At 68.7% G+C, this 23279-nt stretch carries 22 protein-coding genes and 1 tRNA gene; 8 read left to right on the top strand and 15 right to left on the bottom strand.

Going from position 1 to position 23279, the window contains the following annotated elements; translation table 11 throughout:
* The first annotated feature begins 98 nt into the window (after nucleotides 1–98).
* The 3 genes from EZE58_RS04960 to EZE58_RS04950 all read left to right on the top strand — a co-directional run bounded on the left by EZE58_RS04960 (nucleotide 99) and on the right by EZE58_RS04950 (nucleotide 2712).
* Nucleotides 99–1217, top strand: coding sequence for a TIGR01906 family membrane protein (locus tag EZE58_RS04960; RefSeq protein WP_040340896.1), 1119 nt, complete (start codon nucleotides 99–101; stop codon nucleotides 1215–1217).
* 243 nt (nucleotides 1218–1460) lie between these two features.
* The gene (locus EZE58_RS04955) at nucleotides 1461–2354 is read left to right on the top strand and encodes an SDR family oxidoreductase (RefSeq protein ID WP_009374537.1); all 894 of its coding nucleotides are present in this window, start codon (nucleotides 1461–1463) and stop codon (nucleotides 2352–2354) included.
* An 85-nt stretch (nucleotides 2355–2439) separates the two neighbouring features.
* On the top strand, nucleotides 2440–2712 hold the full coding sequence (locus tag EZE58_RS04950) for a hypothetical protein (protein WP_009374535.1): 273 nt from the start codon (nucleotides 2440–2442) through the stop codon (nucleotides 2710–2712).
* Between the two features lie 128 nt (nucleotides 2713–2840).
* On the opposite strand, the gene ppk2 is transcribed toward EZE58_RS04950, so the two are convergent.
* Both ppk2 and EZE58_RS04940 read right to left on the bottom strand, forming a co-directional pair.
* Nucleotides 2841–3743 (bottom strand): polyphosphate kinase 2, encoded by a 903-nt coding sequence (ppk2, locus tag EZE58_RS04945; protein WP_009374533.1) that lies wholly within the window; start codon nucleotides 3741–3743, stop codon nucleotides 2841–2843.
* A 91-nt stretch (nucleotides 3744–3834) separates the two neighbouring features.
* Nucleotides 3835–5106 (bottom strand): MFS transporter, encoded by a 1272-nt coding sequence (locus tag EZE58_RS04940; RefSeq protein ID WP_040340894.1) that lies wholly within the window; start codon nucleotides 5104–5106, stop codon nucleotides 3835–3837.
* Between the two features lie 159 nt (nucleotides 5107–5265).
* Between EZE58_RS04940 and EZE58_RS04935 the strand changes: the two genes are divergently transcribed.
* Both EZE58_RS04935 and EZE58_RS04930 read left to right on the top strand, forming a co-directional pair.
* A tRNA-Leu gene (locus tag EZE58_RS04935) sits at nucleotides 5266–5339 on the top strand.
* Between the two features lie 49 nt (nucleotides 5340–5388).
* Nucleotides 5389–5841, top strand: coding sequence for a hypothetical protein (locus EZE58_RS04930; RefSeq protein WP_009374523.1), 453 nt, complete (start codon nucleotides 5389–5391; stop codon nucleotides 5839–5841).
* Here the strand turns inward: EZE58_RS04930 and EZE58_RS04925 are convergent.
* Nucleotides 5798–6172 (bottom strand): helix-turn-helix domain-containing protein, encoded by a 375-nt coding sequence (locus tag EZE58_RS04925; RefSeq protein WP_009374522.1) that lies wholly within the window; start codon nucleotides 6170–6172, stop codon nucleotides 5798–5800. The two genes, EZE58_RS04930 and EZE58_RS04925, sit on opposite strands and share 44 nt — an antisense overlap.
* Nucleotides 6173–6262: 90 nt before the next feature.
* Here EZE58_RS04925 and EZE58_RS04920 point away from each other — a divergent pair, with 90 nt between their 5' ends.
* Nucleotides 6263–6868 (top strand): NAD(P)H-binding protein, encoded by a 606-nt coding sequence (locus tag EZE58_RS04920; RefSeq protein ID WP_009374517.1) that lies wholly within the window; start codon nucleotides 6263–6265, stop codon nucleotides 6866–6868.
* 71 nt (nucleotides 6869–6939) lie between these two features.
* Here the strand turns inward: EZE58_RS04920 and EZE58_RS04915 are convergent, their stop codons facing one another.
* From EZE58_RS04915 to EZE58_RS04890, 6 genes are all read right to left on the bottom strand, one after another.
* Complete coding sequence (locus EZE58_RS04915; protein WP_009374432.1) at nucleotides 6940–7794, bottom strand: hypothetical protein; 855 nt, start codon at nucleotides 7792–7794, stop codon at nucleotides 6940–6942.
* A 125-nt stretch (nucleotides 7795–7919) separates the two neighbouring features.
* Nucleotides 7920–9293 carry an NAD(P)/FAD-dependent oxidoreductase gene (locus EZE58_RS04910; protein ID WP_009374431.1) on the bottom strand — a complete coding sequence of 458 codons (1374 nt, stop codon included), beginning with the start codon at nucleotides 9291–9293 and terminating at the stop codon, nucleotides 7920–7922.
* Between the two features lie 81 nt (nucleotides 9294–9374).
* A complete protein-coding gene (locus EZE58_RS04905; RefSeq protein ID WP_009374430.1) occupies nucleotides 9375–10655 on the bottom strand; it encodes a S8 family serine peptidase in 1281 nt (426 codons plus the stop codon).
* Complete coding sequence (locus EZE58_RS04900) at nucleotides 10652–11590, bottom strand: Ppx/GppA phosphatase family protein (RefSeq protein ID WP_009374429.1); 939 nt, start codon at nucleotides 11588–11590, stop codon at nucleotides 10652–10654. The genes EZE58_RS04905 and EZE58_RS04900 overlap by 4 nt, the downstream gene beginning before the upstream one ends.
* A gap of 9 nt (nucleotides 11591–11599) precedes the next feature.
* Nucleotides 11600–12121, bottom strand: a complete 522-nt coding sequence (locus EZE58_RS04895; protein WP_009374428.1) for a DUF501 domain-containing protein — start codon at nucleotides 12119–12121, stop codon at nucleotides 11600–11602.
* Nucleotides 12118–12621, bottom strand: a complete 504-nt coding sequence (locus tag EZE58_RS04890) for a septum formation initiator family protein (protein WP_040340891.1) — start codon at nucleotides 12619–12621, stop codon at nucleotides 12118–12120. The genes EZE58_RS04895 and EZE58_RS04890 overlap by 4 nt, the downstream gene beginning before the upstream one ends.
* 421 nt (nucleotides 12622–13042) lie before the next feature.
* On the opposite strand from EZE58_RS04890, the gene EZE58_RS04885 reads away from it, so the two are divergent.
* A complete protein-coding gene (locus EZE58_RS04885; protein WP_009374426.1) occupies nucleotides 13043–14110 on the top strand; it encodes a hypothetical protein in 1068 nt (355 codons plus the stop codon).
* Between the two features lie 445 nt (nucleotides 14111–14555).
* Here the strand turns inward: EZE58_RS04885 and eno are convergent, their stop codons facing one another.
* The 4 genes from eno to mfd form a co-directional block, all read right to left on the bottom strand.
* Nucleotides 14556–15836, bottom strand: coding sequence for a phosphopyruvate hydratase (gene eno / locus EZE58_RS04880; RefSeq protein ID WP_009374425.1), 1281 nt, complete (start codon nucleotides 15834–15836; stop codon nucleotides 14556–14558).
* Nucleotides 15837–15918: 82 nt separating this feature from the next.
* The gene (locus tag EZE58_RS04875) at nucleotides 15919–16722 is read right to left on the bottom strand and encodes a tyrosine-protein phosphatase (protein WP_009374424.1); all 804 of its coding nucleotides are present in this window, start codon (nucleotides 16720–16722) and stop codon (nucleotides 15919–15921) included.
* Nucleotides 16719–17186: a MazG nucleotide pyrophosphohydrolase domain-containing protein gene (locus EZE58_RS04870; protein ID WP_009374423.1), complete on the bottom strand. Its 468-nt coding sequence runs from the start codon at nucleotides 17184–17186 to the stop codon at nucleotides 16719–16721. Before EZE58_RS04870 ends, EZE58_RS04875 begins: the two co-directional genes overlap by 4 nt.
* Complete coding sequence (mfd, locus tag EZE58_RS04865; RefSeq protein WP_231882239.1) at nucleotides 17183–20710, bottom strand: transcription-repair coupling factor; 3528 nt, start codon at nucleotides 20708–20710, stop codon at nucleotides 17183–17185. The genes EZE58_RS04870 and mfd overlap by 4 nt, the downstream gene beginning before the upstream one ends.
* Nucleotides 20711–20952: 242 nt before the next feature.
* On the opposite strand from mfd, the gene EZE58_RS04860 reads away from it, so the two are divergent.
* Nucleotides 20953–21657 carry a rhomboid family intramembrane serine protease gene (locus EZE58_RS04860; protein WP_063250206.1) on the top strand — a complete coding sequence of 235 codons (705 nt, stop codon included), beginning with the start codon at nucleotides 20953–20955 and terminating at the stop codon, nucleotides 21655–21657.
* Between the two features lie 69 nt (nucleotides 21658–21726).
* Here the strand turns inward: EZE58_RS04860 and pth are convergent, their stop codons facing one another.
* Together pth and EZE58_RS04850 are read right to left on the bottom strand one after the other, a co-directional pair.
* The gene (pth, locus tag EZE58_RS04855; protein ID WP_063250205.1) at nucleotides 21727–22329 is read right to left on the bottom strand and encodes an aminoacyl-tRNA hydrolase; all 603 of its coding nucleotides are present in this window, start codon (nucleotides 22327–22329) and stop codon (nucleotides 21727–21729) included.
* A 161-nt stretch (nucleotides 22330–22490) separates the two neighbouring features.
* Nucleotides 22491–23138, bottom strand: a complete 648-nt coding sequence (locus tag EZE58_RS04850; RefSeq protein WP_009374419.1) for a 50S ribosomal protein L25/general stress protein Ctc — start codon at nucleotides 23136–23138, stop codon at nucleotides 22491–22493.
* Nucleotides 23139–23279 lie beyond the last annotated feature (141 nt).

Here is a 23279-nt window from a genome sequence, read left to right as displayed (position 1 = left end):
ACCGGGCTCCCCCACCGGCGGACCTGCCGCCTCGGCGATCTCCGGCTTCAGGGCGTGTCCTCCCGGGCTCTCCGGCACCCGTCGCCGACAATGGGAACGTGGCTGGAGACGAGAAGAACGAGACCGATGACCTTCTGAGCAGGCGAATGAGCTCGGGGTCGCACAGTGCTGCCGAGACACCGTCGAAGGCACCGCTGACGGCAGCGAACGACCCGTCGACCGACACCGAGGCGTTCGATCCGATCACGGACCCGATCCGCAAGGACGAACCCCGGCCCTCGACGGGACCGGTTCGGGTCACCCCCGCCCATTCCACCGCCCCCCAGGACACCGCACGGACCCGGGAGGTCCCAGCGCACCAGGCGGACACCTCGGCGGCGCCTGCCGCGACGTCGAACACGGCCGCGACGACCGGCTCCCGGTCCTCGGTGATGAGCGATGCCGACTGGGCGGCGGTGACGAAGGCGGCGACCTCGCGCGACACCCATGAACCCGAGTTCCCGGAGCGGCGGAGGAACCCGCTCGAGATCATCGGCACGATCTGGATCGCCCTCTCGGTGCCCTTCATCCTCCTCGCCCTGGCCGTGCGGACGATCGCCTCGGGGATGTTCCTCAAGTTCGAGTACTTCCGCCCCGGCTTCCCCGCCGACCAGTTCGGGTTCGGCCAGGCCGATCGCGAGCACTACGCGACGTACGTCATCGACTACCTCCACAACCTCGACTCCCGGCGCTACCTCGCCGATGTCATCCTGCCCACCGGAGAACCGGTCTTCATCTCCGACGAGCTCAACCACATGGCCGACGTCAAAGGGCTCATCTCTCTGCTCTACCTCATCGCGATCATCGCCTTCATCGGCACCGTGCTCTTCTCGCTCTACCTCTCGCGCAAGGGCGGCATGGGGATGCGCTTCGGCTTCCGGCTCGGCGCGATCTTCAGCATCATCGCCATGGCCGGCATCGCCGTCGTCGCACTGCTGGGCTGGGAGAGCTTCTTCCGCGGCTTCCACCGCGTCTTCTTCGCCGACGGCACGTGGGAGTTCTACGCCGACGATTCGCTCATCCGGCTCTTCCCGCCGCAGTTCTGGGTCGATGCGGGCATCGGCGCCGGAGCGATCTTCCTGCTGCTCGCCATCATCGTCTTCCTCTTCAGCTTCGCCGGTCACAAGAAGCGCCGCGCCGCCCGCAAGGCTCAGCGCGAAGCGGCCGACGCGATCTGATTCCACACCGTGCGCCCGCACGGTCTCCCTCGGCGCGTGAGCGCCCCCACGGTTCCGGCCGGGTGGTCTTTCCCCTTCCACCCGGCCGCATCGCTGTCATCACCGGCTCCACGGTCGACCTCGGCGGAGGGGAGCCGGCGGCGCAGCCACCGTCCGGTCGGCCTTGCGCCCATGCCTCATCGTGACTACCGTTGAAGGCAAGGCACCATGCCGTATCGGAAGCACCCGACGAAGGAGCCGACAATGGCGGACCAGCTGACCTTCCAGAATCCCGTGACCCGCTACCCGGTCATCAGCCCACCCGAGCAGGACCAGCCGGAACCCGGCCTCGACCGCGACCTCGAACCCCAGACCGACCGCGGAGAAGACTCTTACCGCGGCACCGGCAGGCTGACGGGTCGCAAGGCGCTCATCACCGGCGGCGACTCGGGAATCGGTGCCGCCGTGGCCATCGCCTTCGCCCGGGAGGGCGCCGATGTCGCCCTCAACTACCTCCCCGAGGAGCAGCCCGACGCCGAGGCGGTGAAGACGGTCATCGAGGCGACCGGGCAGAGCGTCCACCTCCTCCCCGGCGACCTCAGCGACGCCCAGTTCTGCCGCGAACTCGTCGAGTCCGCAGCCAGCGCCCTCGGCGGGCTCGACGCCGTGGTCAACAATGCCGGACGCCAGATCTCCGTCGAGGACATCGCCGACCTCAGCGATGAGCAGTGGGATGCGACCTATCAGACGAACATCGCGGCGATCTTCCGCATCTCCAAGGCAGCGATCCCGCTGCTGCCTGCCGGTTCGACGATCGTCAACACGACTTCGGTCCAGGCCTACAGCCCCTCGGCCCATCTCATCGACTACGCCTCGACGAAGGCGGCGATCAACAACTTCACCAAGGGCCTCGCCCAGCAGCTGGCCCCGCAGGGCATCCGCGTCAACGCAGTCGCCCCGGGCCCGTTCTGGACTCCGCTACAGGTCTCCGACGGCCAGCCCAAGGAGGCGCTGCCGGAGTTCGGGAAGTCGACGCCGATCGGACGGGCCGGACAGCCCACCGAGGTGGCCCCCGCCTACGTCTTCCTCACCTCGCCCGAATCGAGCTACGTCATCGGTGAGACGCTCAACGTCAACGGCGGCGAGCCCTCGCCGTGACCGCCGCCGGCACCGGCGCACTCGCATCCCACAGACGCCGGGCACCCACGCCCGACGAACCACCACGACGAAGGAGGAGGCAGACATGAGCACCGACGATGAGCACACCACCGAGGAGACCGTTCCGGACAAGAGCTCGAAACCGGCCGTGGCAGAGACCACCGCACCGAAAGTCACTGTCGACCGCGACGAGCACTCCGTGGGAGGCAGTGCATCGAGCAGCGACGGGAAGACCGAGGAGCACGAGGTCGACTCGGAGAAGTTCGGCTCCGAGGACGCAGGTCCGGTCGATGTCGACGCCGTCCTCACGGACGACTCGTCATCTCAGGACGACGGACCCCCGGAGCCTCCGGCCTGAGCGCCCGAGACCCACCCCTGCCGACCAGCCGCCGATGACGCACCCGTCGTCGGCGGCTGGTCTGTGTCGTCGGCGGCTGGTCTGTGTCGTCGGCGGCTGGTGTCGTCGGCGGCTCGTGTCGTCGATGCTCAGTCGTCGACGGCGTCGCGTCCGCGGCGCACGAGAAGGGGATCCGGGGCGTAGACGACCGAGGTGTCCTTGCCCGCGTAGTCGAACTGGTTGAGGAAGTAGCGCATCGCATTGAGCCTCGCGCGCTTCTTGTCATTGCTCTTGATCGTGATCCACGGAGCGTGGTCGGTGTCGGTGCGCCGGAAGGTCTCCTCCTTCGCGAGTGTGTAGTCGTCCCACCGCCCCAGGGACTCGAGGTCCATCGGCGAGAGCTTCCATCGGCGGACGGGGTCGATCTGCCGGATGGCGAACCGGGTGCGCTGCTCGCGCTGGGTGACGGAGAACCAGAACTTCGTGACGTGGACGTCGGAGTCGATGAGCATCTTCTCGAACACGGGAGCCTGCTCCATGAACGTCTGGTACTCGGATTCCGTGCAGAAGCCCATGACCCGTTCGACATTGGCCCGGTTGTACCACGAACGGTCGAACATGACGATCTCGCCGCTGGTCGGCAGGTGCGAGATGTAGCGCTGGAAGTACCACTGACCGGCCTCCCGGTCCGAGGGCTTGTTGAGCGCCACCACCCTCGCCGCACGCGGGTTGAGGTGCTCGGTGAAGCGTTTGATCGTCCCGCCCTTGCCCGCGGCGTCGCGTCCTTCGAAGACGACGACGTGCTTGGCGTCCGTGTCCTGCCCCCAGTACTGGAACTTCAGCAGCTCGACCTGGAGGCGGTACTTCTCGATCTCGTACTCCTCCCGGTCCATGAGGTCCGGGTACGGGTAGCCTTCACGCCAGGTCTCGACGGCGCGTCCGAGCGGATCGATGAGCTGCGGGTCCGGGGTGTGACTGTCGGTGACCGTGTATCCCTCGATGCGCAGCTTGTCGATGTACTCGCGCAGGTTCTCGTTCGGCAGGATGGACACGGTCTCTCCTTCGCTTAGGCGGTGCCTGCACCGGGTGGGGATTGTGGGGAGCGGTGCCGGCAACTGGGACGGTATTGGGTCGAGGTGAACATCAGGTTATGCGATCGATGTCGCCTTTCGGAACCAGCCCTGCCCCGATGAGGGGGAACACGGCGACGATCGCGAACGACAGCGGGTATCCGAGCACGGTGATGAGCGCGCCGAGGCCGGGCCCGACGAGGGCGGAGACCGCGAACTGTCCCGTGTTCTGGGCTCCCAGCGCCTTCCCCGACCAGCGGGGGCCGGCCGCTTCGGCCACCGAGGCGAACGCGAGTCCGTTGTCGGCGACCGACACCGTCGAGGCGAGGACGAAGACGATCCCGGCGATGACGGGGAGAGAGGTGAGGGAGACGAGGGCGAGGCCGGCCGTGAGTGCGCAGGCCGCGACGGCGATGACGCGGATGAGGCCCACTCGAGTTCCGAGCGCGTCCGAGGCACCGCCGACGACGAGGCGCCCGAGAGCACCGGTGAGCTGAGCGGCGGCGACGATGCCTCCGGCCATCGCCGCCGAGACGCCCTGGTCGGCGATGAGCCAGATGAGTCCGTACGTCGAGAATGCGAACTGGGGGACGACGAGGAGTGCGGAGACGACGTGGATGCGCCAGAGGAAGGCATCCGACCGGTAGGGATTCCCCGCCGAGGCTGCGCCCCCGCTCTGCCTGTCACGATCCGTCTCCTCGGCTCCCGCACTCCCCCGAACCCCGTCGTCCTCGGCGGTGGGCGCGAGACTCGGGGCCGCCTCGGCGGGGGGAGGATTGCGGACGAGGAGGACGCACACGATCGTCATGAGCGCGGTGACGGCGGCGGCGAACCAGAGGTAGGCGGCGATGCCGCCGGCGGCGGCGATGGGTGGGACGGTGAGGGCGGCGAGCGCAGTGCCCAGGGGCTGGGACATCTGCCGGATGCCCATCGCAAGCCCCCGGCGGTGTCGGGGGAACCAGCCGATGACGACGCGACCGCTCGCCGAGTTCACCGAGGCGGCTGCGGCACCCGAGGCGGCGATGGCGACGGTGAGCAGGATCGGTGAGCCGGCGACGGCGACGGCCGCAGCCGAGGCGAGCGCGGTGAGGCCGAGACCGAGTGACATCGCGAGCCTCTCCCCGAACCGGTCGGCGAAGGCGCCCCAGGCGATGAGCGTGAGGAGAAGTCCGAAGCTCGGGGCCACCGCGACGGTGCCTGCCTGGGTGAGCGAGTAGCCGAGCTCGCGGGTGAGGTGCGGGATGAGGAAGGCGGGACCGGTGATCGCCACCGTCGCCGCCATCTGCGAGGCCACTCCGACGACGAGGATGACCCAGGCCTGTCGGCTGGGCGGGGTCGGGGTCATGGAGGTGACGCTAGTCCCGGTTCACGATCTGAGGCAATCCATCTCAAGGGATGACCTCGAGGGCGCTGCCGTCGGTGGCAGCCGATCCGGAGGACGCGCGACCGCGCACCCGGGAACACGGGACGGTAGAGTGAGTGCTGGCGATGCGACGGCGCTCCTCCCCCTATAGCCCAATCGGCAGAGGCAGTCGACTTAAAATCGATTCAGTCTGGGTTCGAGTCCCAGTGGGGGGACCCATGGAATCGGCTCGCCGCGTTCGCGACTCTCGGGCATGATGGCCCTATGACTTCTCTCCTCCTCTCCCCCGGGCAGCCGCCGCAGCCTGTCATCGGCATCGACGACCCGCGCGCCGTCGATGCCCCAGGCCCGGCAGTCATCGTCACCCCGTCCGAGGAGGACGCCGCCGGACGATCCGCTGCACCGACCTCGCGACCGCTCGCCTACCGCGAGGCCGGCGGGCAGTGGCATGTCATCGGCTCCGAGGCGGCCGATCACTGGTCCGCCCTCTCCCCCGAGGTGAGCGACCGGCTCCTCGCCGATCGCGCGGCCGGCCTCGACGTCGAGGAGTTCAAGGCGATCACAAACGGGGCGAGTGCGTCGATGATCACGAACAACTGGGTGCACTCCGGCCACCCCCGCCGGTATCGGATCGCCGGGGAGCTGCGCGAGCTCGCCGAGGTGGTGGCCGCGCTCAGCGGCCGGCCGCCGACTCCTCACGCTCCCGATTGTCGGTGATCGCAGCAGCATTGAGTTCGGCCCAGCGGCGCAGAGTGGCCACGGGTTCGCGCAGTGAGCGCCCGAGGTCGGTCAGCCGGTATTCGACACGCGGAGGCACCTCGGCGTAGGCCTCCCGGGTGATGAGCCCGTCGGCGGCCAGCGATCGCAGCGTCGACGTGAGCACCTTCGGGGTGATGCCCCCGATCGCCAGGCGGATCTCGTTGAACCGCAGCGGCCCGTTCTCGAGGACATCGATGATGAGCACGGTCCACTTGTCGCCGATCCGATCGAGGATCACCCGCGTCGGACATTCGGGGTCGAAGGCGTTGCCTTCCCAGCTGATTCCCATGGAATGGCTCCAATAGTATCTTTGAGGTATCCGGTATCCAAAGCATATCTTTGTGATGTCAACTCAGCAACACCGTCGAAAGGACTCACCATGAGGATCGCACTCTTCGGAGCATCGGGAATGGTCGGCTCGCGCGTGACCAAGGAAGCCGCCGATCGGGGCCACGAAGTCACCGCCATCACCCGCTCGGGCACCGAGGTTCCCGGCGCCGCACGCAGCATCACGGGCGAGATGGGCGACGCCGCCTTCGATGCGCAGATCGTCGCCGATCACGACGTCATCGTCTCGACCACCGGCCCCAGCCGCACCGGCGGCGACCACGGAGAATGGCTCGATGCCCTCCGCACCATCGCCGCCGCCAGCGGCGACACGCGGATCTTCGTCGTCGGCGGCGCCGGGTCGCTCCTCGTCGACGGAGTCATGCTCAAGGACACTCCCGGCTTCCCGGAGGAGTACAAGGCCGAAGCCGAGACCGGCACCCGCGCCCTCGAGATCCTCCGCTCAGGCGACTACGAGCCGTGGACGCTCATCTCCCCTGCCCCGGTCATCGCTCCGGGAGAGCGCACCGAGAAGTTCACCGTCGGCACCGATTCTCCGGTGGGCGATGCGATCTCCGCGGAGGATTTCGCCATCGCGATGGTCGATGAGATCGAGAAGCCCGCGCACATCAACTCCCGCTTCACCGTCGCCAACTGACCCGCCTCTCGCCGAGGCGGCGGCCGGGTCCCGCTCGGCCACCGCCTCGGCGAGGTCCCGCCTCGGGGAGGTCAGTCGAGCGAGTAGTCCCGGGAGGAGATCGCGAAGCCGTGGTCGCCGTTGACGCAGACGACACCGCGGTCCTCATCCGTCGTGCAGGCGATGCCGCGGACGATGAGGAGCTCACCGTAGCCGAGCACCCGCGTCTGCGTGCCCCAGCCGCCGGAATCGGAGAACTGGGTGAACGTCGGATCCCCGAAGGCCGCGAACCGGGCGGCGCCCCTGGTCCCGAGGACGATCGCCGTCGGCTGCTGCCGCTGGCCCATGTATCCGACCTCGGGGAGGTCGTCGGGGAAGTTGAGGTTGTCGCACTCGACGCCGTCGGCGGCGAAGCTGCAGTGGTGCTTGCGGGATTCGGTGGTGAAGTAGATGCCCTCGGCACCCGTGGCCGTGGCCTCGTAGTCCCACGGCCGGACGTGGTAGCCGGCGGGCGCCTCGACGGAGGCGGGACGGACGACGAACCGCTGCGGGCCCTTCTCGCAGGCGAGCGTGAGGCCGTAGTCGGCGACCTCGGCGTCCATCGGGAACACGCACTGCCACCCGTCGACCTGAGTGCCGTGCCCGGACTCGTCGACCGCGTCGTCTCCGCGGCCGAACGTCCCGACCGCCCGCATCGCCTCACCGCAGTCCGTCTCCGGCGTCCCCTGGTAGACACTCTGATCCTCCAGGGGTGCAGGAGCGGTGCCGCAGTGCCCGCGGGGCAGCGGCTCCTCAGCGGCCGTCGGGGTGCCTGCGGCCGGTGGCGCCTCCGTCGCCGAGGCGGTCGTCGCCTCGGGCGCGGGTGACGCCTGATCCTCCCCGCCGATTCCGCAGCCGCCGAGCAGCAGGGCGACCACCAGGGCTGCGATGCCGACGGTGCGCTTCATGGACTCAGAGTAGCCTCATCGCGAGTCCGCGGACCCGGCGGAGACCCAATCGTGACCTGGAACGACGACGGCGCCGGAAGTGCGAACACTTCCGGCGCCGTCGGCGCGTCAGTCAGAGGCGGACCTCAGGCCGAGACGGCTTCCTTCTTGGGAACCGGCTTCGACTCAGCGGCCTCGACGAAGGCCTTGCGGGGCACGTCGAGGTCGACGAGCGCCGAGTTGTCGCGGCCGAGCGCGAAGTTGAGGATCCAGTTGCCGAAGACCTTGACCTTGCGGTCGATGCTCGGGATCGCGTAGCCGTGGTAGGCACGGTGCATGAGCCAGGCGAGCAGTCCGCGGGCCTCGAAGTCGCCCATCTGGGAGACGCCCTTGTAGAGGCCGAGCCCGGCGACCGAGCCGATCGTCTTGTGGAAGTACTGCTTGAACTCGGTCTCTCCGCGGAGGGCGGCGAGGACGTTCGCTGCGAGCACCGGGGCCTGGCGCACCGCGTGCTGGGCGTTGGGCACGCAGTATCCGCCGACGCCGCCACCGGAGAGGTCGGGCACGGCGGCGTTGTCACCGGCTGCCCAGGCGCCCTCGACGACGCCGTCTTCGCCCTCGACACGGAGATCGGCGCGCACGGTCACGCGGCCACGTTCGTCGATCGGCAGGTCGGAGTCGACGAGGACCGGGTTGGCCTTGACGCCGGCCGACCACACGATCGTGTCGGCGTCGAACTCCTCGCCGTTGGAGAGCTTGATGTGCTTGTCGGTGCAGTCCTGGAGGAAAGTCTCGAGGTAGACGTCGATGCCGCGCTCGCGCAGGTGCTCGACGACCCAGCGGGCCTGTGCCTCGCCGACCTCGGGCATGACGCGGCCGAGGGCCTCGACGAGGACGAAGCGGACGTCCGCCTCGGTGAGGGTCTCGTACTGGGAGATCGCGGAGCGCACGACGTCCTCGAGTTCGGCGAGGAGCTCGATGCCCGCGAAGCCGCCGCCGACGAAGACGAAGGTGAGCGCCTTGCGGCGTTCCTCGTCGTCCTCCATGAGGGCGGCGTCGGCGAGACGGGAGAGGAGGTGGTCGCGCAGGGCCACGGCTTCCTCGATCCGCTTGAGGCCGATCGCGTTCTCCTTGAGACCGGGGATCGGCAGGGTGCGGGCGACGGAGCCGGCGGCCATGATGATGTGGTCGTAGTCGAGCTCGAAGGGCTCGTCGTTCTCGGGTTCGACGACGACGAACTTGTCGGCGTGGTTGATCGACGTCACCTTGCCGGTGATGACCTCGGCGCCGGGCAGGTTGCGGCGCAGCGGCACGACGGCGTGACGGGGTTCGATCGAACCGGCAGCCACCTCGGGGAGGAAGGGCTGGTACGTCATGTACGGGTTGGGGTCGATGACGGTCACGGTGGCTTCACCGCGGCCGAGATTCTTCAGCAGATTCTGGGCCGTGACGAGACCGAGGTATCCGCCGCCGACGACGAGGATGCGTGGACGCAGTTTCGAGTTTCTGATGAGAGCCATAGCCCCATCCTAGGCCCTTGTGAAAACTTTCACTAATCATCCGACGACGCCCCAGATGAGACGCGTATCACGCCCTCGGGATCAGCGGCGGCGACGCAGGTGGACGACGAGGGAGAGGACGATGAGGCTCAGGGCGACGGCCCCGCCGACGCCGAGCGTCCAGTATCCGAGGGTCGGCGTCGATTGGGAGGAGACGACGTCGGTGGGTGCGACCGCCTTCTGACCGCCCTCCTCGGTCGGGGCAGCGGTCTCGGTCTCGGTCGGATCCTTGTCGGCGCGACGGTGCATCGTCACCCAGCTCGAGAGCGCGTCGGCGGCACTCGGCACCGAATTCGGCACGTCTGCCTTCATCGCCGCCACGGGGTCGAGGCGGCCCCAGCCGACGATCGGATCCGGCTTGTCCGCAGTGCTCTGACCCTTGTAGCCCTTCACCGGCTTGGCGGTGGTGAGCAGCTTCGCCGCCACCTCGTCGGCACTGAGGTCGGGGTTCTCCGCGCGGATGAGGGCGGCGACTCCGGAGACGACGGGTGCTGCGAACGAACACCCCTGGCCCTCGGCGTAGCCGCCTGAGTAGTACGGGATCGGGATGTCGGCCGCCGGTCCCATGAGGTCGACGGCGGTCCCCGGTGCGGTCGAGGCGTCGAGCACGCGACCGTTCTTGCCGAGACCGCCGACGCCGATGACGCCGGGCACGGTCGAGGGCGACCACGCCTGGGTCGCACCCTGGGAGGCGTTGCCGACACAGGCGACGACGAGGACGTCCTTCTCGTACGCGTAGGCGAACGCCTTGTCCCAGCTCTCCGGCCATGCAGGATCGTCCCAGCCGAGGGACATGTTGATGACCTTCGCGTCGTTGTCGACGGCCCAGCGGACGGCTTCAGCCGCCTGCTCGCGGGTCGAACCGGACTCCTTCGGGCGGTCGGGTCCGAGCCACATCGAGGCGGAGAGGATCTTCGCGTCGGGGGCGACGCCGACGGGACCCGGCCCCTCCCCCTGGCCGGCGATGACGCCGGCGACCGCGGTTCCGTGGTGGATCGTCTCCTTGCCCCCGATCGGGGTCGTGCCGTCCTTGCCGAGTCCGCTGAAGTCCTTGGCCTTCGTCACCACGCCCTTGAGGTCCGCGTGGTCCTTGTTCACCCCGGAGTCGATGACGGCGACGTTGATGCCCTCCCCGGTCGAGGTCTTCCACAGCTCGTCGATGCCGTAGTCCTCGATGAACCACTGTCCGGGCCCGGCCTTGGGCGCGGCGAGAGCGGGCTGGGCGGTGCCGACGATGAGACCCATGACGAGTCCGATGAGCGCGAGCCGGCGCGCACCGGCGGTGAGCCGGCGTCCCGTGGTGCGTGCGGTCGGGTGGGTCATGAGGCGAGGTCGAGGGCGATGCCGTCGAGGATGTCGGTCTCGGAGACCGTGATCGCCAGCTCGCCTCCGCGGGTGCGGACCGCGTCGTCGACTCGGGAGACCGTGCGGGCGAAGATGAGGCCGCCGGCGGCGATGACGTCGACGCGACCGGGATGCATGTAGGGCAGTGCGGCGCGGGCGTCCCGATCCATGCGCACGAGGTCGTCGGCCTGCCGCTCGACCTCGGAGACGGTGAGACGGGCCCCGTGGATCCGCTCACGCTGGTAGCTGTCGAGTCCGAGGATGCCGGCGGTCAGCGTCGTCACGGTCCCGGCCACGCCGATGAAGGTGCGGGCGGCGCCGAGGTCGACCACCTCGGCGGCCTCATCGAGGTGGGTGTCGATGTCGGTCACCGCCGCCCGGATCTGCTCGCCGTCGGGCTGGTCGGAGGCCATGTGGCGTTCGGTCAGGCGCACGGAGCCGATGTCCATGCTCACTGCGGCCTCGACGTCTCCGGTACCGAGGACGAGCTCGGTCGATCCCCCGCCGAGGTCCATGACGAGGAACGGGCCCTCATCGGCGCTGCGTCCGGCGGTGGCGCCGAGGAAGGACAGACGGGCCTCCTCGTCACCGGTGATGACGTCGGGGACGACGCCGAGGATCGCGAAGATGCCGGCGAAGAACTCGTCCCGGTTCCTCACGTCCCGACTCGCCGAGGTGGCGACGAAGCGGATCCGCTCCGGCGAGTACTCGGCGGCGAGCTCGGCGTACTCGCGGGTGACGGCGAAGGTGCGCTCGAGGGCCTCGGGAGCGAACTCCCCCGTGGCGTCGACGCCCTGGCCGAGCCGGACGATGCGGGTCTCGCGGCGGAGTTCGGTCATCGCACCGTGGTCATCGATGTCGGCGACGAGCAGGCGCAGCGAGTTCGTTCCGCAGTCGAATGCGGCTACGCGCATGGTCTCCTCCTAGTCGGTCGTCTCGGCGGGGGTGACGGCCGGGGTCGGGACGTCGTCCATGAACGACAGGGCGCGGTCGCCGATCGGGTTGACGCCAGGGCCCGCGGCCAGGGCATGGCCGACGAGTGCATGGAGGCACTTGACCCGGGTCGGCATGCCGCCGGCGGAGAAGTCGGCGATCTCCTCGACCTCGGCGATGCCGGCGGCCTCGCCGATCTCCGCCCGCACGGCGAGGTAGGCCTCATGGGCACGTCGGTACGCCTCGGCGAGGGTCTCGTCCTCACCGAGCTCAGCGGTCCACTCGGCCATGATGCCCGAGGCCTCCAGGCGCGAGCTCTCGGCGACGAACGCCGGATGGGTGAGGTAGAACGTCGTGGGGAACGGGGTGCCGTCCTCGAGCCTCGGGGCCGTGGCGACGACGAGCGGCTCTCCCGTGGTGCTGCGGGCGGCGATGCCGACGACACCGCGGGGAATGCGTCCGAGCTGCTCCTTCAGCGTCGCGAAGTCCGCCTCGGTGCACTCTGTGATCATTGACCGGTTCCCGTCGTGTTGCTCGAATTGCCGACCTCTTCGATCGACTCCAGCAACTCAAGGTACCAGGGTTGACTGCGCTGTGGGGACACTGTGTCCGAATCGTCATCCTCGCTCGTCTCCTGATTGGTGACGATGACGGCGTTCTTGCCCTTCTCGACGTAGTACTGCTCTTCCCGGGCCTTGCGCGCGATGTGGGTCGGGTCCTTGAGATCCTCGTTCTTCTCCCGCAGCGCCTCGACCTCGGAGCGGGTCGCGTCGATCTCGTTGTTGAGCGCCGCGATCTGCTGCGCCTGCTTGAGAGCGGAGTTGATCGAGGGCAGGAAGGTGACGAGGACGATGGCGAGCACGGCGAGGAACACTCCGGCCTGCCACGACATGCGGCGCCCGCGCGCCTCACGCTGCGCGGGCACCTCGACGACCGGCTTGGGGCGACGCCGAGGGGAGGCTTTGCCGGGGGCCGTCTTCGGGGCAGATCTTCTCGGTTTGCTCGGAACCATGACTCTTCCTAGTGCGACCGGGGATTGGGAAGGCAGTCGCAGTACTGACAAGTCTGCCGTGTCGACTTCGCCTCGGCGAGGATTTCGCCGTCGTGGCGTGTTCGCGTCCTCCGCCCGGGGAAGGCCCTCCCAACAGGCCGCACGTCCTACCCAGAGCGGCGAATCACACACTTCGCAGCACACACAACCCGGAGCTCAGCTTCCCGCACCCGGAGCCGCATGTCCTACGTTTGCACGGGGATGATTCAGCGGCAGCCATGACGGATGGCGCCCCTCGCCGCTCGCGACGCCCAGCTCGCGCGCGCTCGGCCGTCACAACCGACTCGGCGTCCACACTCTTATCCACACCCCATGCACAGAGTTATCCACAGTTATCAAACTGTCTATTGTGCTTAGAGTTCGTTTGATGCACTTTGGTTTCATGTATAAGATCTTCACGACCCAAGAGCTCACCCGCCTCGGTTTCACCCACACCGACCTCCGCTGCGCTCGCGACTGCTGTCTGCTCCGCCTCTCCCGAGGCGTCTACCTCGTGCGTCACGTATGCAGCGTCGACAGCCACCGCGTTCTCTGGAGCAGCATCGACGAGGGCACCCACGACGAGTTCGTCGCACACGGCGACCAGCGCGACACGATCGAAGCCCTCAACGCCGCCGTCATGGCCCACTGCGAGGTGCGGTTCCAGCAGGGGCAGCGGCACATCGCAGACCCGGAGACCGACGATGCACGCGGCAATGCCGCGTCCCCGGCGGACGCGGAGATCATCACCCACATCTCCGCGGCGCTCATGCACGGACTGCCGGTCGCCTACCCCGTCACGCACCAGGTCGAGGTCGTCCGCCCGGGAGTCAATCGCCGATTCCCCAACCTCCACGTGCGTGGGGCGACGATCCCGAAACAGCACATCCAGACGACCCCTTACGGCCTGCAGGTCACGACGCTCGAGCGCACACTCGTCGATGTCGCCCGCACGTACAGCCTCGAGATCTCCGTGGCCATGCTCGATGACGCCCTGCGTCGCAAGCTTACGACCCCGGCGAAGATCCGCACGGTCTTCGCCCAGTCGTTCGAGAAGCGGAACTCGAAGCGCGTGGAACTCGCGCTCGATCTCGCCGATGCCCGCCGCGAGTCACCCGCGGAGTCGGTCGCAGCCGTGCGGTTCTACCAGCACGGCATCGTCGGCATGACCCCGCAGGTGAGCTTCACGACCGACACGTTCGGCACCACCATCCGGGTCGACTTCTGTCATCAGGCGGCCAATCTCATCGTCGAGGTCGACGGCATCGGCAAGCTCTACCTCGGTTCGGGGGTGCCTCGCGACGAGCTCGAACGGGAGCGTCGACGCGAGCAGTGGCTGCGCGATCGCGGGTGGCGCATCGTGCGCATCAGCTGGAAGGAACTGTTCCAGGAGGCGAAGTTCGAAGAGATCAAGCGGGCGGTGATGGGGGCCACGACTGCCACGACCGCCTCGACCGCCTCGGCGAGATGACGACGGCCTCGGCGAGGTGACGACCGCCTCGGCGAGGTGACGTTGCGTCCTCCCCGCCGGTGCAACGACAAAAACAACCCGCGAAAGGGAAGGATTCGGTGCTCCGGGTAGGACGTGCGGAGCGAACGGGGCGTTATGGAGCCAAGGGTGCGACGTGGCGCTCAGGGTAGGTGAGGCGACCAGGGGTGAGCACAGCCGACGCGCAATCGCCGAGACGGGGGCTGGGTGACCGTGGATGGTCACCCGCCCCCGCCTCGGCGCAGTGGTGCGACCGACTGACGTCAGCCACCGTGCGACCGACTGACGTCAGCCAGCGTGAGGCCCACTGACGTCAGCCAGCGTGAGGCGCACCGACGTCAGCCACAGTGCGACCGACTGAGCTCAGCCACCGTGCGGCGCGCGGATGTCAGCCGCAGTGCAGCCGGGCCAACCCGGAGGCAGGGCCTCAGGCGTCGAAGCGCGGGAACGCGCGCTTGCCGGCGTAGCGGGCGGCGTCGCCGAGCTGCTCTTCGATGCGCAGGAGCTGGTTGTACTTCGCGACGCGCTCGGAGCGGGCGGGCGCACCGGCCTTGATCTGCCCGGCGTTGGTGGCCACCGCAAGGTCGGCGATCGTCGTGTCCTCGGTCTCGCCGGAGCGATGCGAGATCATCGTCGTGTACCCGTGGGTCTGCGCGAGCGCCACGGCGTCGAGGGTCTCGGTGAGGGTGCCGATCTGGTTGACCTTGACGAGCAGCGAGTTCGCGGTGTCGTTGTCGATGCCGCGCTCGAGGCGCTCGGGGTTGGTGACGAAGAGGTCGTCGCCGACGAGCTGGACCTTCGAACCGATCGCCTCGGTGAGCTTCGCCCAGCCCTCCCAGTCGTTCTCGTCGAGGGGGTCCTCAATCGAGACGAGCGGGTACTTGCCGAGCAGCTCCTCGTAGTAGGCTGCCATGTCCGCAGCCGACTTCTTCTCGCCTTCGAACTCGTAGGCGCCGTCCTTGAAGAACTCCGAGGAGGCGACGTCGAGGGCGAGCGCGATGTCACGGCCGGGACGGTGGCCGGCGATCTCGATGGCCTCGAGGATGAGGTCGAGGGCCGCGGCATTCGATTCGAGGTTAGGGGCGAAGCCGCCCTCGTCGCCGAGTCCGGTGGACAGGCCGCGCTCTTTGAGCACGCCCTTGAGCGCGTGGTAGACCTCGACGCTCCACTGCAGCGCCTCATGGAAGCTCGCCGCGCCGATCGGGGCGATCATGAATTCCTGGATGTCGACGTTCGAGTCGGCATGCGATCCGCCGTTGAGGATGTTCATCATCGGCACGGGCATGACGTGGGCGTTGGGGCCGCCGAGGTAGCGGTAGAGCGGGAGGTCGGCCGAGACCGCCGCCGCCCGCGCGACCGCGAGCGAGGTGCCGAGCATCGCGTTCGCGCCGAGGCGGGACTTGTTCTCCGTGCCGTCGAGTTCGATGAGCGCCTGGTCGACGAGGCGCTGGTCGTCGCTCTCGAGGCCGACGATGGCTTCGTTGATCTCGTCGATGACGGCGTCGACGGCGTTCGTCACACCCTTGCCGAGGTAGCGCTCGGGATCTCCGTCGCGCAGCTCGACGGCCTCGAACTCACCCGTCGAGGCACCGGAGGGGACTCCGGCGCGACCGACGGACTCGTCGGCCAAGAGCACTTCCACCTCGACGGTGGGATTTCCCCGGGAATCCAGGATTTCGCGGGCATTTGCGGCGACGATCTCAGTCACTGATCACTCCTTAGCAGTCGGTATCACATGGGGAACATGTGCCTGCGGTTCAGCTTAGTGCACAACGCGAGGGCGCCCGTCCTCACGCGGCTCGGTCGTCGCCTGCCTCGAGCAGCCGCTGTCGCAGTCGTGCCGGTGTCTGCGGATCCATCCCATGCTCGAGCAGGTACTTCTCCACGGCGTCGTCACCGTAGGTCTCGGTGAGGGAATCGAGGATGCCCGCCAGCAGATCCCGGGGTGCGGCCGTCGCCGTCTCGACGAGGTTGCCCGAGATCCCGGCGTCCGAGTAGTTGCGGAGGACGGATTCGAGGAACGCCCCGCCGAGGTGGTCCTCGGTGACCGTGTAATCGTCGAGGATGTCGTCCCGGTCGACGCCGAGGAGGTCGAGGACGAACGCCGCCACGAGGCCGGTGCGGTCCTTGCCCGCCGAGCAGTGGAAGACGATGCCGTCCCCGCACCGGTTCGCGATCGTGTCGACGGCGAGTGCGAGTCGCGGCCCGAAGTGGTCGATGAGGTAGTCGTAGATCCGGCGCAGGGAACGGTCGGTGAGGTCGAGTCCCGTCGTCTCGGCGAGCTCCCTCATCTCCTCGGCGCTCAGCGGCGCTGCCGGGAAGAACCGGTCCTCGAAGATCGGGAGTTCGATGTGGTCGACGTCGAGGCCGGCGAGGGCGTCGGGGTGCTTCGCCCGCTCGCCGATGTCCCGCAGGTCGAGGACGGTCGTGATCCCCAAGCGGCGCAGCTCCTCGCGCGAGCGGTCCGTGAGCTGGGCGAGGCCGTCGGCGCGGAACACCTTCCCCGTCGCCACGGACTCTCCCCCGCCCACGGGTGCCCCGCCGAGGTCGCGGAAGTTGAAGGTCCCCTCGATGTCGATCCTGTCCAGGCTCACTGTTCCTCGCTTTCGTCCGCGGCGACGCGTTCGTCGTCCTTGATCCGACGGTACTCGGCTTCGACGTCCTCGAGCGAGGCCATCGGTCCGCCCCGCCCCTGACCGTCGAAGGCGAAGGGGTGGCGACGGACGAGTTTGGCCTCGAGTCCGTCGATGACGGCGCCGAGGCTGTGGCCGTAGTCCTCTCCCCCGCTCTCATCGAGCAGCGCGGAGTGGAAGAGCACCTGGTAGAGGACATCGCCGAGTTCGTCGATGACGGCCTGCCGCGTCGCCGGGCCGGGCGAGGCGCGGAAGTCCGCCAGCGCCTCGATGAGCTCTTCCGTCTCCTCCCTGGCGTACTTCTCCAGGCTCGCATGGTCCTGTTCGGACGACCACGGGCACCGGGAGCGCAGCACCGCCATCGCCTCGACGATGCCGTCGACGCGGGGCGCCGCCTCCGCTGACGTGCCGCCGTCGCCGGTCATGCCTGAACGACCTCGGAGGGAACCACCTCGGCGGGGACGACCGGGAGGATCGCGTCGAGGAACTGGTGGGCCCAGCGGAGGATGTCGGAGTCGGTCATCTCCTTGGCTCCGAACCCGTTGCCGTCCATCGGCTTGGGCACGAGGACCGAGCGGATCGCGGGCTTGAGCAGCGACTTCGGATAGAGGCGCTTGAGCCGCACGACCTGGGAGTCCTCGAGTTCGACGGGTCCGAAGCGGACGAAGTTGCCCTGGACGACGATGTCGTTGACGCCCGAGGCGCGCGCCCGGATCCGCAGCCGGGCGACGTCGGCGAGGACGCCCACGGCCTCCGGGTAGGGACCGTAGCGGTCGACGAGTTCGTCGAGGACCTCCTGGAGTTCGTCCTCGTTCGCCGCGGCCGCGAGCTTCCGGTACGCCTCGAGGCGCAGCCGCTCGTGATCGACGTACTCGGCGGGCAGGTGGGCGTCGACGGGCAGCTCGATGCGCATCTCCGCCTCGGGTTCCGTGTCCTCGCCGCGGAAGTTCGCGACCGCCTCGCCGACGAGGCGGACGTAGAGGTCGAAGCCGACCCCTTCGATGTGTCCCGACTGCTGGCCGCCGAGGAGGTTGCCGGCGCCGCGGATCTCGAGGTCCTTCATCGCTACCTGCATCCCGGCGCCGAGCTCGGTGTGCGCGGCCAAGGTCGTCAGCCGGTCGAGGGCGGTCTCCGTGAGCTGGGTGTCGGCGGGGTAGAGGAAGTACGCGTACGCGCGTTCGCGGCCTCGACCCACGCGGCCGCGCAGCTGGTGGAGCTGGGAGAGGCCGTAGCGGTCGGCGTGGTCGATGATGAGGGTGTTGGCATTCGCGATGTCGATGCCGGTCTCGACGATCGTCGTGCACACGAGCACGTCGTACTTCTTCTCCCAGAAGTCGACGATGACCTGCTCGAGACGGTGCTCGTTCATCTTGCCGTGGGCGATCGCGATCCGGGCCTCGGGCACGAGTTCGGCGAGGCGGGCGGCCACGGCCTCGATGTCGCGCACCCGGTTGTGGATGTAGAAGACCTGGCCCTCGCGCATGAGCTCGCGCCGGATCGCGGCCTTGACCTGCTGGTCCTCGTACTTGCCGACGTAGGTGAGGACCGGGTGGCGCTCCTCGGGCGGGGTCGCGAGCGTCGACATCTCGCGGATCCCGGTCACGGCCATCTCGAGCGTGCGCGGAATCGGGGTCGCCGACATCGCCAGCACGTCGACGTTCGTGCGCATCGCCTTGAGCGTCTCCTTGTGCTCGACGCCGAAGCGCTGCTCCTCGTCGATGATGACGAGCCCGAGGTTCTTGAACCGCACCTCCCCGCTGAGGAGGCGGTGCGTGCCGATGACGAGGTCGAGCTTGCCGTCGGCGAGGTCGGACACGACCTTCTCCGACTCCTGCTTCGTCTGGAACCGGGAGAGCGCGCCGACGGTGACGGGGAATCCCGCGTACCTCTCGGCGAAGGTCTCGAAGTGCTGCTGGACCAAGAGGGTGGTCGGGACGAGGACGGCGACCTGTTTGCCGTCCTGGATCGCCTTGAACGCCGCACGCACCGCGATCTCCGTCTTCCCGTAGCCGACGTCGCCGCAGATGAGCCGGTCCATCGGCACCGACTTCTCCATGTCGGCCTTGACCTCGTCGATCGTCGTGAGCTGATCGGTGGTCTCGACGTAGTGGAAGGCGTCCTCGAGTTCGCGCTGCCACGGGGTGTCGGGCCCGTACGCGTGGCCGACGGTCGCCTGCCTGGCCGAGTAGAGGCGGATGAGCTCCCCGGCGATCTCCTTGACCGCCTTGCGCGCCTTCGCCTTCGTCGACTGCCAGTCGGCGCCGCCCATCTTGTTCAGACTCGGGTTCTCACCGCCGACGTAGCGGCTGACCTGGTCGAGGGCGTCGGAGGGCACGTAGAGTCGGTCACCGGGCTGGCCGCGTTTGGCCGGCGCGTACTCGATGATGAGATATTCGCGCGTGTGCTTGGCGGCGCCCTTGCCCGTCGTCCGCTGAGTCATCTCGACGAACCGTCCGACACCGTGCTGCTCGTGGACGACGAGGTCTCCGGGGGCGAGGTTGAGGGGGTCGACCTGGTTGCGCTTGCGGCGGGTCGGCAGCCTGCGCATGTCACGGGTCGAGGTCGCAGCCGCCCGCCCGAGGACGTCGGCCTCGGTGAGCACGGCGAGCTTGAGGTCGTCGAAGACGAAGCCCCCGAACGGGGCGGCCGTGGTCACGGTGACGAGGGCCTCGGGCGCATCGGTCGGGTCCTCGACGAAGGTCGCGGGCACCCCGGCCTCGGAGAACACCTCGACCATGCGCTGGCCCGGCCCTTGTCCTTCGGTGAGGACGAGGATCCGCCACTGGTCGTGGACGAGCCCGCGCACGTCGGTGAGGATCGCCTCGACGTCACCGGCGTAGCCCTTCGGCGGCCGGGCGGGGATGGAGAAGAGGTTCGCGTGCGGGGAGACGAGTTCGGCGTCGGTCGCAAACCCCCCGATCTCCCACCAGGCGAGTCCGATGAGTCCGGCGCCCTCGCGCATCTCCTCGAGCGTGCGGAAGGTCGCGGCGGAGAGGTCGATCGGCGAGTCCCCGCCCGCGGCGGCACCCGACCACGCGGCTTCCAGGAACTCGTTCGTCGTCACCACGAGGTCGGCGGCGCGCGCGGCCACACGTTCGGGTTCGGTGACGATGATCTTCGTGCCCTCGGGCAGGAGCGCGATGAGCGGTTCCATCCCGTCGGCGAGGACCGCGGTGAGCGACTCCATGCCCTCGACGGCGATGCCTGCGGCGATCTTCTCGAGCATGTCGGCGGCGGCGGGAAGGGTGGGGGCGAGCTCGGCGGCCCGCGCCCGGACGGAGTCGGTGAGGAGGAGTTCGCGGACCGGGGGCGCGGACAGGCGCAGGGGGTCGGCGTCCGCCTCGGCGGGGATGGAGCGCTGATCGGCGACGGCGAACTCACGGATCTCGTCGACCTCGTCGCCGAAGAACTCGATGCGCAGCGGATGGTCGACCGTCGGCGGGAAGACGTCGACGATGCCGCCGCGCACGGCGTACTCGCCACGGCGGGAGACCATGTCGACACGGGTGTAGGCGAGTTCGGTCAGACGCGCGGAGAACGCCTCGATCTCGGCTTCGTCGCCGACGGCGAGCTCGATCGGCGGGATCTCCCCGAGTCCCTTGGCCAGGGGCTGGAGGAACGCGCGGACGGGGGCGATGATGAACGTGAGTGCGCCCCCGGGCTTCGGGTGGGCGAGGCGGCGGAGGATCTCGAGGCGCTGACCGACGGTGTCCGAGCGCGGGGAGAGCTTCTCGTGCGGCAGGGTCTCCCAGCTGGGGAAGACGGCGATCGAGTCGGCAGGCACCCAGTCGGCCAGCGACCGCGCGAGGTCCTCGGCCTCCCGGGTCGTGGCGGTGACGATGAGCTGCGGTGAGGCGGCGGGCCCGGAGGAGACGGTGCGCCGCAGAATCGAGGGCCACAGTCCCTTGATCGCGTCGATGGTCCCGCCGGTCGTCGTCGGGTCGGCCATGGCCTCGACGAGTTCGGTCACGGTGGGATTCTGCAATGTGAGATCGAGTCCGTTGAGCACCTGGCAATTCTAGTCCACGCCCCTGACTCGGACCCGATCCGACCTGTGCGCGCCTGACCAGGACAGGGACCGGGAACGGGAGGGTCGACCGGGGCCGACACCCGACGCCGGGCTCCCTAACAGTACGGTCACGGGCCCGCGTCTCTGGGGGTTCTCCAAAGTTCGTGGCCGATAATCGAGGCATGAGCTCCGACAACTCCCCTCGTTTCACCGCCGAGGAGTCCCGGGCCCTCTTCGGCACCGACTCTCCGCACTCACCCCAGCCAGGCACCCGCCAGTCCCCCGGTGCGCGCCTGCGGTCGATGTACTCCGGCGGGTTCTCCCGCTTCGCCCCCGTCTTCATCCTGCTCGCGATCATGTGGATCGTCGAGATCGTCGACGCGATCCTGCCGGCAGACCTCGACGCCTTCGGCCTGCAGTCGTGGAACCCGATCGCCCTCTACGGGATCGTCACCGGTCCACTCCTCCACGCCGGGTTCGGACACCTGCTGGCCAACACGTTCCCGTTCCTCATCCTCGGCCTCTTCATCGCCGCCGAGGGCGCCCGCCGCTTCTGGCTCGTCACGGTGATCTCCGCGGTCGTCTCCGGCCTCGGCGCGTGGCTGACGACCTTCCCCGGCCACTACATCGTCGGCGCCTCGGGCATCGTCTTCGGTTACTTCGGCTACCTCGCGGTGCGCACGTGGTTCACCGAGGACGTCCTGCGCAGGATCATCTACTTCGCGATCGGGCTCTTCGTCTTCGTCACCTACGGCGCCTCCCTCGTCTTCGGGCTCTTCCCGCAGGCCAACGGCGTCTCGTGGCAGGGTCACCTCTTCGGCTTCATCGGCGGCATCATCGCCGCGTGGTACATCCACCGCCGGAGCGGTGCCCGTCCCGGGGCCTGAGTGATCGTCTGATCCGACGGTCCTTCCGACCGGTTCGTCCCCGCCCTCGCCGAGGCGGTCCCGGAGTCCTCAGCTGCGGGCGTGGAACTTCGCCTGCACGGGCAGCAGGCCCTCGATGATGCACATCTCGACGGCGTCGGCGACGTCGGAGACGAAGATCGGCAGGGTCGTGCGCTCGTCCTTCGCAAACGGCCGCAGCACGTAGTCGGCGGTGTCCTGGCGGCCGGCGGGCCGTCCGACGCCGGCGCGGATGCGCACGTAGTCCTTCGTGCCCAGCGCCGAGGTCATCGACCGCAGGCCGTTGTGTCCGCCCTCTCCCCCGCCGACCTTCGCCTTGATCGTGTCGAAGGGCAGGTCGACGTCGTCGTGGACGGCGATGATGTGGTCCGGGTCGATGCCGTAGAAGTCGGCGACCTGCCCCAGCGGCCCACCGGAGTTGTTCATGTATCCCGTCGAGGTGGCGAGGACGACCCGAGGTCCCGGCACCCCGGGAACGGACCCGGTGGGGAGCCGGCCGGTGCCGACGTTCGCACGCAGCTTCGTCCGCGTCAGGCTGATGCCCATGCGCGAGGCGAGTTCCGCGACGACCATCTGTCCGATGTTGTGCCGGGTCGCCGCGTACTCCGGTCCCGGATTGCCGAGTCCGAAGACCAGCCAGGCTTCGCTGCTCATCGTCGCCCTCTCCTCATCTCGTCATCCCTGCCGCCCGCCGAAGGCGTGTCCGGACCCAGGATAGGCAGATCGGCGGGCCGCCGTGGTGGCGGCCCGCCGGTCGTCGTGGTCACACTCGGGTGAGTGCCGGTCCGACCCCGGTCAGGGTCGGATCAGTGTTCTCACTCCTCCTCGGAGGCCTCGTCCTCGGAGGCGGCCTCGTCGGTCGACTCCTCGTCGGCGGCCTCGTCCTCGGTGGTCTCGTCGGCATCGGACTCGGTGTCCATCTCGAGCTCTTCGGAGATGTTGACGACAAGCAGCTCCGGGTCGGCGACGAGCTCGACGCCGGCCGGCAGCTCGACCTGCTCGGCGAGGATGTGCTCACCGGCGGGGCGGCCCTCGACGGAGACCTCGAAGAGCTCGGGCAGCTTGGTCGCGTCGGCGAGGACGGCGAGCGTCGACTCGACCTGCGAGACCATCGTGCCGGGGGCGGCGTCGCCGACGACGTGGACGGGGACGTCGACCTCGATCTTCTCGCCGCGCTTGACGATGATGAGGTCGACGTGCTCGATCTCACGGCGCACGGGCTCGATCTGGACGTCGCGGGCGATCGCGAGGACGTTCTTCGCGCCGTCGGTGCTCTCGATCTCGAGCAGGGCGTTGGCGTGCTTGAGGGCCATCATCGTGGCGTGTCCCTCGAGCGAGATGTGGACGGGGTCGCCGCCGTGGCCGTAGACGACCGCGGGGATGCGGCCGGCGCGGCGGATGCGGCGGGCAGCGCCCTTGCCGAATTCGTCGCGGGGTTCTGCGATGAGCTTGAAGTCAGCCATGTTTCTCTCCTTCGTGGTGATCTCTCATGCACCACGGCGAAACAGTCTGAAGCCGCACCCGGGGCCGCATACCAGGGCACCCGAAGTGGGTCAGGACCGCGTCGATCACGGAGACAGGCGTCTCCCTCGCCGAGGCAACCC

This window comes from Brevibacterium sp. LS14 (genome assembly GCF_012027885.1).
Classification (GTDB): Bacteria; Actinomycetota; Actinomycetes; order Actinomycetales; family Brevibacteriaceae; genus Brevibacterium; species Brevibacterium casei.
This window is presented reverse-complemented; position numbering and strand designations above follow the sequence as displayed.